General features: G+C 67.4%; 11 protein-coding genes. 6 read left to right on the top strand and 5 right to left on the bottom strand.

Annotated elements, in window-relative coordinates; all coding sequences use genetic code 11:
• The first annotated feature begins 168 nt into the window (after positions 1-168).
• The 5 genes from D577_RS0103470 to D577_RS0103450 all read left to right on the top strand — a co-directional run bounded on the left by D577_RS0103470 (position 169) and on the right by D577_RS0103450 (position 6,161).
• Positions 169-2,283: a S9 family peptidase gene (locus tag D577_RS0103470; protein WP_018946186.1), complete on the top strand. Its 2,115-nt coding sequence runs from the start codon at positions 169-171 to the stop codon at positions 2,281-2,283.
• A complete protein-coding gene (nudF, locus tag D577_RS0103465; protein ID WP_018946185.1) occupies positions 2,280-2,939 on the top strand; it encodes an ADP-ribose diphosphatase in 660 nt (219 codons plus the stop codon). The genes D577_RS0103470 and nudF overlap by 4 nt, the downstream gene beginning before the upstream one ends.
• Positions 2,940-3,040: 101 nt before the next feature.
• Positions 3,041-3,340, top strand: a complete 300-nt coding sequence (locus tag D577_RS0103460) for a circadian clock KaiB family protein (protein WP_018946184.1) — start codon at positions 3,041-3,043, stop codon at positions 3,338-3,340.
• A complete protein-coding gene (kaiC, locus tag D577_RS0103455) occupies positions 3,337-4,830 on the top strand; it encodes a circadian clock protein KaiC (protein ID WP_018946183.1) in 1,494 nt (497 codons plus the stop codon). The genes D577_RS0103460 and kaiC overlap by 4 nt, the downstream gene beginning before the upstream one ends.
• The gene (locus tag D577_RS0103450; protein ID WP_018946182.1) at positions 4,827-6,161 is read left to right on the top strand and encodes a diguanylate cyclase domain-containing protein; all 1,335 of its coding nucleotides are present in this window, start codon (positions 4,827-4,829) and stop codon (positions 6,159-6,161) included. Before kaiC ends, D577_RS0103450 begins: the two co-directional genes overlap by 4 nt.
• Before the next feature lie 27 nt (positions 6,162-6,188).
• On the opposite strand, the gene D577_RS0103445 is transcribed toward D577_RS0103450, so the two are convergent.
• The 5 genes from D577_RS0103445 to D577_RS0103425 form a co-directional block, all read right to left on the bottom strand.
• Positions 6,189-6,389, bottom strand: a complete 201-nt coding sequence (locus D577_RS0103445; RefSeq protein ID WP_018946181.1) for a hypothetical protein — start codon at positions 6,387-6,389, stop codon at positions 6,189-6,191.
• A gap of 98 nt (positions 6,390-6,487) precedes the next feature.
• Entirely contained in the window at positions 6,488-7,885 is a 1,398-nt protein-coding gene (locus tag D577_RS0103440) for a sigma-54 dependent transcriptional regulator (RefSeq protein ID WP_018946180.1), read from the bottom strand.
• Positions 7,882-9,420 (bottom strand): HAMP domain-containing sensor histidine kinase, encoded by a 1,539-nt coding sequence (locus tag D577_RS0103435; RefSeq protein WP_018946179.1) that lies wholly within the window; start codon positions 9,418-9,420, stop codon positions 7,882-7,884. Before D577_RS0103435 ends, D577_RS0103440 begins: the two co-directional genes overlap by 4 nt.
• On the bottom strand, positions 9,404-10,249 hold the full coding sequence (locus tag D577_RS0103430) for a PhnD/SsuA/transferrin family substrate-binding protein (RefSeq protein WP_026288889.1): 846 nt from the start codon (positions 10,247-10,249) through the stop codon (positions 9,404-9,406). Before D577_RS0103430 ends, D577_RS0103435 begins: the two co-directional genes overlap by 17 nt.
• Before the next feature lie 149 nt (positions 10,250-10,398).
• Positions 10,399-10,869 (bottom strand): peptidylprolyl isomerase, encoded by a 471-nt coding sequence (locus D577_RS0103425; protein WP_018946177.1) that lies wholly within the window; start codon positions 10,867-10,869, stop codon positions 10,399-10,401.
• A 359-nt stretch (positions 10,870-11,228) separates the two neighbouring features.
• On the opposite strand from D577_RS0103425, the gene D577_RS0103420 reads away from it, so the two are divergent.
• Positions 11,229-12,218 carry an MBL fold metallo-hydrolase gene (locus tag D577_RS0103420; RefSeq protein WP_026288888.1) on the top strand — a complete coding sequence of 330 codons (990 nt, stop codon included), beginning with the start codon at positions 11,229-11,231 and terminating at the stop codon, positions 12,216-12,218.
• Positions 12,219-12,445 lie beyond the last annotated feature (227 nt).

The following is a 12,445-nucleotide window of genomic DNA, read 5'->3' as shown; positions in this document are numbered from 1 at the left end:
CGGGCGGATTCCCGGCGGGTGCGGCATGCGGCTCCTTTCGGGAAGCTGGCCTGTCGCCGGAATCTCTCCGGTAGATGGGGGACGGGGAAAGAAGTTCCCGGGGCGGCGGCGGAACCGTGAACCGGCCGATGCTGTCATCCTGTATTCAGAGCGACTGGGGAGGACGTAATGCAGGAGACGCTGGACAGGACGAACCGGCGCGGCGTGCGCGACCGAGCAATCGGGGTGCCGGCGCGAACCGCGATCATGGGGGCGCTGCTGCTGACGCTGCCGGCCCTGGCCGGTGCGCAGATCGAGACCGCGCCGGCCGAGGAGGGCGTCGGGCCGTGGACCGAGGAGGCGCCGCCGCTGGTGAAGCTGGAGCGATTCTTCCGCGACCCGGAATACGCCTCCGCGCGGATCTCCCCGGACGGCGATCGTGTCGCCTTCCTGCGACCGTACGGGGGGGCGATGAACATCCATGTGGTGGCGCGGGGCGAGCCGGTCGAGCAGGCTCAGCCGGTCACCACCGAAGAGCGTTCCATCTCGGGCTTTTTCTGGTCGCGCGATGGCGAGTACCTTCTGTATGCGCGCGATGCCGACGGCGACGAGGACTTCGAGATCCGCGCGCTGCAGGCCCCGGCCGAACCCGACCCCGAAGCCGGTGAATACCCCGAATCCCGTCACCTGGCCGGCGGGGACGGTGTGCGTGCACGCATCTTTCACGTGCCCCGCGAAGCCCCGGGCGAACTGTTCGTGGGGCTGAACGACCGCGATCCCCGGCTGCACGATGTCTACCGGGTCGACATCGCCTCGGGCGAGCGTGAGCTCGTGGCGGAAAACACCGCGGAGATCGAGGGCTGGCATTTCCACGAGGGCGAGCTGCGCAAGGCGACGCGCACCACCGGTGATGGCGGGAGCGAAATCCTGCGCGTGGATGGCGAGGATGATTTTCGGCAGGTCTACGCCTGCGAGTTCGGCGAGAGCTGCTCGCTGGCCGGCTTCCACGCGGACGGCGCCAGGCTCTATCTGCGCACCAACGCGGGCGAGGATCGCGATCTGAGCGAGCTGGTCCTGTTCGACCCGGATTCCGGCGAAGAGACCCGGGTGCACCGCGACCCGGAAGGTGAGGTGGATCTCGGTCGCGCGCTGTTTTCCGACGAGGACCACCGCTTGCTGGCCACGCTGTACACCGGCGACCGGCAGCGGATCTACGCGCACGACGAAGAATTCGAGCAGGCGCTGGACTGGCTGCGTTCGGAGCTGGGTGACGCGGAGCTGTCGTTCACCTCGCGGACCCGTGACGAGGACGTGTGGACCGTGGGCGTGCAGCGCGATGTGGATCCCGGCAGTGCCTGGGTGGCGGATCTGCGTGAACGCGAGCTGGAACGCCTGTATCGCACCCGGCCGGATCTTCCCGAGAATGTGCTGGCGTACATGGAGCCGATCCGTTATGAAGCCCGCGACGGGACCGAGATCCCGGGCTACCTGACCCTGCCGCGCGGGGCCGGGGCCGAGGATCTGCCGCTGGTGGTGATGCCGCATGGCGGCCCCTGGGTGCGCGATACCTGGGGCTACAGCGGACAGGTGCAGTTCCTCGCCAACCGTGGTTACGCCGTGCTGCAGCCGAACTTCCGCGGTTCTTCGGGCTTTGGCAAGGCGTTTCTCAATGCCGGCAACCAGGAGTGGGGCACCGGCGTGATGCAGCACGACGTGACCGACGGGGTGAAACATCTGATCGACGAGGGCATCGCCGATCCGGACCGGGTGGCGATCTACGGCGGCTCCTACGGGGGTTACGCAACCCTGGCCGGGCTGACCTGGACCCCGGAGCTCTACGCCGCCGGGGTGTCGATGGTGGGGCCGTCCAGCCTGATCACCCTGATGGAGTCCATCCCGCCGTACTGGGAAGCGGGGATCAAGCGCATGCACGGTCGTGTGGGTGACCCGGACGATCCGGAGGACCGCGAGCGGCTGAAGGAGCAGTCGCCGCTGTTCCATGTTGACCGCATCGAGTCGCCGCTGCTGGTGGCCCAGGGGGCCAACGACCCGCGCGTCAAGCAGGCCGAGTCGGACCAGATCGTGGTCGCGCTGCGCGACGCCGGGCATCCGGTGGAGTACCTGCTGGCGCTGGACGAGGGCCACGGTTTCGTCAACGAGACCAACCGCCTGGCGTTCTTCGCCGGGCTGGAGGGCTTCCTCGCCGAGCACATCGGCGGGCGTCGCCAGGCGGAATACCCCGAGCCGGTACAGGAACGCCTGGAGCTGCTGCGTCAGGACATCGACGAGGTCGAGGCCCCGTGAGCGCCGGCGATGGCCGCCGCCCGGGCCTGGGGCCCGGAGACGTCGAGGTCCTCGAGCGCGAGTCGCTGTTCGAGGGCTTCTTCCGCATGGCCCGCTATACGGTGCGCCACCGGCTGTTCGGCGGTGGCTGGAGCCGGCCGCTGACGCGCGAGCGCTTCGAACGCGGACATGCGGCGGTGCTGCTGCCCTACGACCCGGTGGCCGACCGTGTGGTGCTGATCGAGCAGTTCCGCATCGGCGCGCTGGAGAAGCCGGCCGGACCCTGGCTGCTGGAGTTCGTCGCCGGGGTGATCGAACCGGGCGAGGAGCCGGAAGCGGTGGTGCGGCGCGAGGCCTTCGAGGAGGCGGGGGTGAACCCGGCGCGCATCGAGTTCGTGCAGGAGGTCTATGTCAGCCCGGGCGGCAATTCCGAGTCGCTGCGGATCTATTGCGGCGAGGTGGACAGCCTCGGTGCCGGGGGCGTGCACGGACTGGATGCCGAAGACGAGGACATCCGGGTGTTCACCGTGCCCTTCGACGAGGCGATGCAGCTGCTCGGGGACGGGCGTATCGACTCGGCGGCTCCGGTGATCGCGCTGCAGTGGCTGGCACTCAATCGCGAGCGGCTGCGGTGCGAATGGGGAGCGGGCGCCCGGGTGGATGAGCCGCGTCGCTGAAGACTCCCCCGCCCGGACCGGGTTGCGTTGACGCATGGCCGGAGGCTTCCGGATAATTCCCAGCTCGAGACAAGGGCGCAATCGCCGTCCGGGGAGGATACGTGGCGCAGGAATACCTGCTCCGCCTGTACGTGACGGGGCAGACGGCCCGGTCCGCACGGGCACTGGCCAATCTGCAGGCCATCTGTGAAGAGGAACTCCAGGGACGCTATCGGATCGAGGTGATCGACGTGCTCGAAAATCCCGAGCGCGGCGAGAACGAGCGCATCGTCGCCACTCCCACCCTGATCCGTGAGCTGCCTCCCCCGATCCGCCGCATCATCGGCGATCTCTCCGACCGCGACGAAGTGCTGCACGGGCTGGAGCTGGTGTCACCCGGGCAGCGGGAGTCCCTGCAATGAGCGCGGACGCACTGCCGGGGATCGACAAGCTGGCCACCGGGATCCCGGGTTTCGACGCGATTGCCCGGGGCGGTCTGCCCGAGGGGCGCACCACGCTGGTTGCCGGTACGCCGGGCAGTGCCAAGACGGTGTTTGCCGGCCAGTTCCTGGCTGCCGGTATCCAGCGCGACGACACACCCGGCGTGTTCGTGACCTGCGAGGAGGCGCCCGCGGACCTGCGGCGCAATTTCGGCGCCTTCGGCTGGTCGATGGCGGACTGGGAAGCCGACGGGCGCTGGACCTTCGTGGACGTGTCGCCGGATCCGGACGAGGAGACGGTGGAGGCCGGCAGCTACGACCTCGGGGCCCTGGTGGCGCGCATCGAGCATGCGGTGGAGCGCAGCGGGGCCCGCCGTCTGGCGATCGACTCCCTGGGCGCGATGTTTTCGCGCTTCCCGGATACGCGCCAGGTACGCCGTGACCTGTTCCGCATCGCCTCCCGGCTGAAGGCCCTGGGCGTGACGGCGGTCATGACCGCCGAACGCGAGACCGAATACGGCCCCGTTGCCCGTCACGGGGTCGAGGAGTTCGTCGCCGACAACGTGGTGATCCTGCGCAACATCCTGGAGAACGAAACCCGTCGGCGGACGCTGGAGATCCTCAAGTTCCGCGGTACGCAACACCAGAAGGGCGAGTACCCGTTCACCATCCTGCCGGAGGGCGGGCTGATCGCCATCCCGCTGTCGGCGATGGAGCTGACCCAGCATTCCACCGACGTGCGCACGACCTCCGGCAACGATGAGCTGGACCGGATGTGCGGCGGTGGTTTTTACCGCGACTCGATCGTGCTGGTATCCGGTGCCACCGGCACCGGCAAGACCCTGATGGCCACCGAGTTCACCGCGGGCGGGCTGGCGGCCGGCGAACGCTGCATGCTGTTCGCCTTCGAGGAAAGCCGCGAACAGCTGATGCGCAATGCGCGCGGGTGGAATGTGGACTATGCCCCGGCGGAGGGGGCCGGGAACCTGGCAATCCGCTGCGATTACCCCGAGGCCGCCGGGCTGGAAGACCATCTGGTCCGCATCAAGCAGGAAATCGACCGTTTCCGCCCGGACCGGGTCGCGCTGGACAGCCTGACCGCGCTGGAGCGGGTGGCCAGCCCGCGCGGTTTCCGCGAATTCGTGATCAGCCTGACCTCGTTTATCAAGGAGCGTCAGATCGCCGGACTGTTTACCGCTTCTACGCCGTCGCTGATGGGCGGCGCCTCGGTGACCGAGGCGCACATCTCCACCCTGACCGATTCCATCATCGTCCTGCGCTATGTCGAGATGCGCGGCCGGGTCGAACGCGGTCTGGCCGTGCTGAAGATGCGCGGCGCGGGCCATGATGCCGGGATCCGGTGCTTTAACATCGACGATCGCGGTATGCATATCGGCCAGCGCTTCAGCGGCGTGGAGGGCATCCTCGAAGGGCATCCCGTGCATGTGCAGCAAGGAGACGAGGACACATGATGCCGAATCCGGACCTTTCGATGCCCCCGGCCGCAGTGCCCGGCGCCGTGCTGTGGGCGGGCGACGGGGGCGGCGACTTCGCCGGCTCCGGTCCGTCGGGCGATGGCCTGCGGGCGATCCTCGAGGCCTCCGCCGATGCCATCATCGTGGTGGACTCGGCGGGCGTTCTGCGCTATGCCAACCCGGCCGCCAGCCGACTGTTCGGGCGCGACCTGCAGGCCCTTAGGGGCACCGGGTTCGGTTTCCCGACGGCTCCCGGACGCACCGAGATCGACGTGCTGCCTCCCGGCGAGGCCCCGCGCGTCGCCGAGATGCACGTGACCGCCCTGAGCTGGGACGGGGATGACGCCAGCCTGGCGATCCTGCGCGATGTCACCGAGCGCAAGGCCATGGAAGACGAGCTGCGCCTGGCGGCCCAGGTATTCGAGAACGCCTCCGAGGGGCTGCTGATCACCGATGCGGGGCAGCGTGTGCTGAAGGTGAACCCCGCCTTCATGTCCATCACCGGGTACCAGCCCGGCGAGGTGCACGGACGGCCGATGGGCGAACTGCTGGATTCCGAGCATCAGGACCCGGCCCTGCTGGAAACCATCGAAGCCGCGGTGCGCAGCGCCGGCCGCTGGGAGGGCGAGCTGGTCAAGCGGCGGCGCGACGGCGGGCCCTGCTACACCTGGACCACGGTGATCGCGGTTCGCGGCGAGATGGGGCAGCCGACCCATTTCATCGTGACCTTCGAGGACATCACCCGCTGGAAGGAGGCCCAGCAGCGCCTGGACCATCTGGCGCACGCCGATCCGCTGACCGACCTGCCGAACCGCACCGCCTTCCATCAGCATCTCGATCTGGCGCTGGGGCAGGCGCGGCGTCATGGCGATGTCGTGTCCGTACTGTTCGTGGATCTTGACCATTTCAAGCCCGTCAACGACGCTCTGGGCCACGCGGTGGGGGACGAGATCCTGCAGGCCGTGGCCGCACGCCTGCGCGAGACCGTGCGCGAGAGCGATCTGGTGGCCCGGCTGGGCGGGGACGAGTTCATCGTGCTGGTGCGGGACATCCGGCGCGAGGCCGATGCGGGAATCGTGGCCCAGAAGGTCATCGACGCACTGCAGGCTCCGTTTTACGTGCGCGATCACGAGATCCACATCGGGTCCAGCGTGGGCATCGCCATGTATCCGGATGATGGCCACGACTGTGACGGCCTGATCCACCAGGCCGACCAGGCCATGTATCGCGCCAAGGATTGCGGGCGCGGCCTCTTCGCATTCGCGAGCGAAGTCGGAGACAAACCGTCCCCGAAGCCGCCCCGGGGAGAGTCGACCGACTGCGCCTGAGCCCGGCCGCGGGGTTGCGGGATTCCGTCAGGCCGGGCAGGACTCGTCCGGGATCCTGCGCCGGTCGCCTTCATCGTCGCGTGCCTTGGCGGGCGTACCGACCGTCTCCAGTGGGGTCGCCGAGCGCTCGGTGTCGGCGACGGCGGAGCCCGCCCCGGTGATGAACAGGCCCAGTGCGGCCGCACCGGCGACCGTGATGGCGGTGTAGCGGGTGTAGCGATGGTTCATGACGCGCCTCCCGTGTTCCCTGCCCCGGAGATCGCTCGGCGGCGGTGACCCGGCGGCGGGAATGTTGCCTCTCGGTGGGTGACGGCCCGGCGCAGGGTTTATTCCGCCCCGGGTCCCTGCAGCCCGTGCCGGCGCATCTTCTCCCACAGGTTCTTGCGGCTGATGCCCAGGTGCTCCGCGGTCTGCGTGATGCGCCATTCGTGGTGTTCCAGCGCCTGGCGGATGTAGGCGGCCTCCTGCGCCTGTAGGTAGTCGGCCAGCGGAGGGCGGGATGCCGGGTCTGTCGCTTCGGTTGACGGGTCCCCGGAGGGCGGCAGGTGATCGGGGTCGGCCGGGTCGCACAGATCCGCCTCGCCCAGCACCGGGGCCGGGGAAAAGATGGTGGCCCGCTCCAGGCAGTGGCGCAGTTCGCGGACATTGCCCGGCCATTCGTGTTCCAGCATCGCCTGTTCCGCGTCGGCGGCCAGACGTCGGGGTTCGCCTCCTTCCCGGCGGGCCAGGTCCTCCAGGGTCTGGCGGGCCAGCCACAGGATGTCCTCGCGGCGGTCGCGCAGCGGAGGGATGCGCAGGTGCACGACGTTGATGCGGTAGAAGAGGTCCTCGCGGAAATCACCACGATCAACGTACTCGCGCAGGTTGCGATGGGTGGCACAGACCAGCCGCAGGTTCACGTCGAGCGGGTTTTCCGAGCCCAGCGGAGTGACCTGGCGCTCCTGGATGACGCGCAGCAGCTTGGCCTGCATGGCCAGCGACATGTCACCGATTTCGTCGAGGAACAAGGTCCCGCCGTCGGCCTGTTCAAAGACCCCGCGACGCTGGCGCGTCGCTCCGGTGAAGGCCCCCTTCTCGTGGCCGAAGAGTTCGGCCTCCAGGAGATTCTCGGGCAGGGCGGCGCAATTGACGGCCACGAAAGGGGCATCCGGATTCGGCCCCGCGTTGTGCAGGGCATGGGCGACGAATTCCTTGCCCGCACCGGACTCGCCGGTGATCAGCACGGTGGTCGCACGGGCGGCCACGCGTGGCAGCATCGCCGCCATGCGCTGCATCGGCAGTGACTTGCCCAGGGAAAGATCCGCTGCCGCAGAAACGGCATCAGCCGTTTGCATCCGCGGGTCTTCCTCGGCGCATAGTCCGCGGATCTGCCCGATCAGCGCGTCGAGGTCGAAGGGCTTGGTGATGTAGTCGGCCGCCCCCCGCTTGAGCAGGTCCACTGCGGTTTCCACCGCGCCATACCCGGTGATGAACAGGGTTCGCGGGGTCTCCTGGGCGAGGGTCTCCTGGAGTTGCGCAAACAGGGCGTCGCCCGTCAGGTCGGGCAGGCGGATATCGCTCACCATCAGGTGAAAGTGACGGTCGCCTTCGAGTGTCTCCCGGGCCGCGGCGGCGGTCTGGCACCAGGTGACTTCGAAGCCTTCCAGTTCGAAGCGGTCGTACAGCGATTCCCCCATGATGGGATCGTCCTCGACCAGCAGGATGCGGCAGGAAGATGTGGTCATGAGCGTTCCGAACGGTTGTCAGTGGGCGGCAGCGCGGGCTCCAGGGCCTCGGCCCGGGGCAGCCGGACCCGGAATTCGGTCCAGCCGGGCCGACTGTCGACGTCGATCGTCCCCTTGAGCTGGGTGGTGATCTGCCAGGTCATCCAGAGGCCGATGCCGCGTCCCGCGGCGGCTTCGCGCGGTTCGGCCCCCGGCGGGGCATCGGGTTCGAACAGGCGGGCGAGCCGGTCTTCCGGGATGTGCTGGCCGGTATTGCCGACCTGCAGGTTCAGGACATCGCCATCGTACCGGATGCGGCACTCGACCCGCCCGCCGTTCTCCACGGCCTGGGTGGCGTTGAGCAGCAGGTTGATGAGGATCTGCCGCACCAGCGCGGCGGGCAGGGGGATTGTTTCGCGCAGACCGTCATGCCAGTCGAGGCGCGCCTTCCTGCGCTGGATGTTCGGCTGGATCAGCGTGCGCACGTCCTGCAGGTCGGTGGGCGCCAGTGGCTGGCGTTCCGGACGTGCCTCGACCAGCAGCGCGGAGACGGTGTCGCGGATCTGCAGCAGGCCGCGTTCCAGCAGGTCCAGGGTGCGTGCTGTGCGGGCGTCGGTGTCACCGTGGCGTTTCTGTGTGCTGATGGCGTTGAGCATGCCGCCCAGCGGATTGTTGATTTCGTGGGCGATGCCGCCGGTGAGCCGACCGACGGCCGCCAGACGTTCCGAGGCCATGACCTGCTGCTCCAGGAGCTCCTTCTGGCGCAGTTCGGCGAGCATCTCGCGCAGGCGGCGGGAGAGCTGTCCGATCTCGTCGTTCGACTCCTGCAGCCGGCATTCCGGTTCTTCAGGGATGCGGTCACCGACGCGTTTCATGCAGTCGGCGAGGGTGGTCAGCGGGCGGGCCATGCGCCGCCCCCACCACCAGCTCAGTGGCAGGAGGGCCAGCAGGACCAGCAGGGTCACCGTCGCCGCGCGTTCCACCATCCCCACGAAGCGTGGCCAGTGGATGTCCCGCGGATAGCGCAGGATCAGGGTGCCCATCATGACCCCGTCGGCCATGACCGGCTGGAGCATGAAATAGTGTTCTTCCCCGACCAGACGTCGTGGAGCGGGCGGGGTGGCATCCGATGTTTGCGGGCGGCTGAACATGTCCTCGATGGCTTGCGCCACCGGGGTCGGGGATGCGCCGGCCTCCTCCAGCGAGGCGAGCATGCGGGTTTCCCCGGGCTGGCTGGAGACGAAGATGCGTTGCCGGTCGTCCACCAGCAACAGCTTGTCCGCGCCGTTGTCGCCCGCGACCAGGGGTGCGCGGATGATCTCGTAGGCGCGCCAGACGTCGTCGTTGCGCATCGGCTCGACCAGGGTCTCGCTCAGTACGCCACCGAGGATCTCGGCATTGTTGAACAGATCCTGGCGGAGCTCGTCATAGACTCGGGTCACGATCGCGCTGGTCAGCGCGATGGCCGTCACCAGCATCAGGGCCGTCGCCCGGGCCGGGATCTTGTAGCGCAGACTGAGGTTGGCCGGCGAGGGCCATTCAGATAGCCATTTCATCGGCGATCCGGCGCACGCTGTCGTAGAGCTCGGGACTCGTGGGGTCGAACCCGTCGAGCCCCAGGGCCGCAAGGATCCCGCGCCCCTCGTCGTGATCGGACATCGAGTCCAGCACCTCGCGACAGTGCCGGGCGTCCTCCTCGGGAAAGGCGTCACGCGCGACGATCGGCGGGAAACCGTGGTAACGCGAGCGCGAGACGATCCGGGTACGCGCGACCACCGCGGGTTCGTGTTGCTTCAGCATGTCCCAGACATAGCCATCCACGGCGGCTCCGTCCACCAGGCGTTCGGCCACGGCCTTGATGGCGTTGCGATGGGTCCACGACATGATCGTACGGGCAAAGTAGCCATCCGGATCCGCGCCGGTGGCGAAGATCGCATGACGGGGAAGGTGGTAGCCGGACAGCGAGTCCGGGTCGCTGTAGGCAAAGAAGCGGCCCTGCAGATCGGTGATGGTGTGGGTGTCCTGATCGGAGTCAGGAACAATCAGGTACGAACGGTAGAGGGGCCGTCCGTCGTAAACCGGGGTGACCAGCAGCCGTAACCGCTCTTCCTCGAGCACATAGGGGTAGCTGCACAGCCAGGCGACGTCGAGGTCACCCAGGCGCAGCAGCTCCATGACCTCGGCATAACTCCCCCGCTGGATAAAGCGCACCGGCCTGAGCAGTCGCTGTTCCAGGAAGTGCCGCCAGCGCCGCAGCAGCGCTTCGCGGTGGTCGAGAAAGACCGGCGTAAGACCGAAACGCAGCACGCGGGTTTCCGGACCGTCGGCCAGCAGCTTTCCGGCCGGCGCCGCCAGCGCCATTCCGAGAAAACCGCGTCGATTCAATATTCCCTCCAGCCGAACTCGCGGCGCGCCCCTTGGGAAACACTATTGATCAGTGTTTCCCCTGGTGAACGTTCGTGAACATTCTGTAACGTGGTGAACAGACTGTACACCGGTAAACGGGGCGGCCGGAACGGTCGTCGGTTCGAGTTTCAGTCCTTGATGGCCAGGACCGTCGCACGGATACGCAGCGGATGGCCGGCCAGCGGGTGGTTGCCGTCGAGCAGTGCGCCGCGCTCGGTCAGTTCCACCACCCGCAGCTGCCATGCACGCCGGCCCGACTCGTCTCCGGTGTACAGTGGCAGTCCGGGTTCCAGGCGTACGTCGGCGGGCAGGTTGTCGCGCACCGCCTCGAAAACCAGTTCCGGACGGCGTTCGCCGAAGGCGCGGGCCGCGGGGATTTCCAGCTCTTCCGGCTGTCCCGTCGCCAGGCCGAGCACGGCTTCGTCGAGCCCCGGCAGCGGGGGTGTTTCGGCCCCGATGCGAAGGCGGATTTCGTGTTCGTCCGCATCCAGTCCGGCAGTATTCAGAGGCAGTTCACCCTCGGGTCGGATACTGTAGCGAAGGTGAACGTGATCACCGTTGCGCACGCAGCGATCGGAGGCTTCGTGATTCGGCGGCATAGGGTGTCCCGTTCAGGAAATAAAAGGGTCAGGGCCCGCACGGGGCGGGCCGCCTGACAAGGCCCACAGGAGGAGCACGCTTCACCGGCTCCGGAAGCAAGACTCGGACCATGTTGAAATACGGCTATTATTCAATGGCTTGGGGTTTTCCTGTCGGCTGTCGATTACCGCGGGGTAACATCGCCCGCGGTTCGATGGCGCCGGAGGTTACACTCCGGTAACGGGTTTACGGTGCGCCATGACCCCTTGTCCCTGACAGGCATGAGGGAAGAGACCGGCCCGAACCGGCGTCCTGTCAGGGTGGGGCCCGGACGAACCGGGCTGGACAGAATTTCGCAAAGAACTGGGGAGAACGATTGATGACGATGAACAGATGGCTCGTGACGGGGTGCCTTTCCCTCGTCATGGCCACCACGGCGGCCGCCGGGGTGGAGATCCCGGCGGACAGTGAACGCCTGAGTGATGCGCGCACCTCCGATCTCGAACGGGTGGACGCGCTGCAGCCCGTGCGCGTGGCCGAAGATATCTACGCAATCATTGGTTCCGTGGAGAACCGCACCTACGAGAACGAGGCCCTGAACGTGAATCTGGGCTTCGTGGTCACCGAAGAAGGCGTGGTGCTGATCGATTCCGGCCCCTCCCGGCGTTTCGGCGGGCTTCTGGAAGAGGCGGTGTCCGAAGTGACCGAAAAACCCGTGACGCACGTGATCGGGATCGGCGCCCAGGACCACCGCTGGCTGGCCAATGGCTATTTCGAGGAGCAGGGTGCGGAGCTGATCGCGCTGGAACGGACGGTCGCGACCCGACTGGACTTTGCCGACCGTCATATGGACCGGCTCTCGGGCGTGCTGGATGATCGGTTCGAGGGTAGCGAGCCGGTGGTGACCGATGCGCCGCTGGAAGGCGACCGGCAGGTGCTGGAGATCGGTGGTACCGAATTCCATCTGGAATACTGGGCGGATGCCCACTTCCCGGGTGACGCGGTGCTGTATCTGCCCGCAACCGACGTTCTGTTCTCCGGCGACCTGGTCTACGTCGACCGTATCCTCGGTATCCATCCGTGGAGTGACCCCGTGCAGTGGGTGGAAGCCCTCGATCAGCTGGAAGAGCGCGCCCCGGCCGCCGTGGTACCGGGGCACGGCGACGTGGCCGACATGGCGCGGGTGAAGGCCGACACGATCGATTACATGCGCTACATCACCGAGGGTTCGGCCCGGCACATTGAGGACTGGTCCAGCCTGGACGAAGCCGTGAACGATCTGGCGGATGCTCCGCAGTTCGAACATCTGCTCCATTTTGATCAGTGGCACCGGACGAACGTGAACCGGACGTATCTTTTCATGGAGTGACGGCGGCCCCGCTTCGCCCGACAGAGGCCCCGGTACCGGAAACGGTGCCGGGGCTTTTTTGTGTGCTTTCGTTGAACGCTCCCGGCGTCACCGTGAGGTAACCGGCGTCCGGCCGCTCGTGTACGCCCTCGTCACCGTGCAGTAACGCCGGGCGAAAGGAAAAGATCGCATGGCGCGCCATGGAGGCATTTCGGGAACACGGCATGTCCCTTGCTTCGGATTGGGTG

It is taken from the genome of Thioalkalivibrio sp. AKL17, assembly GCF_000377885.1.
In the GTDB taxonomy this organism is placed as follows: Bacteria; Pseudomonadota; Gammaproteobacteria; order Ectothiorhodospirales; family Ectothiorhodospiraceae; genus Thioalkalivibrio; species Thioalkalivibrio halophilus.
This window is presented reverse-complemented; position numbering and strand designations above follow the sequence as displayed.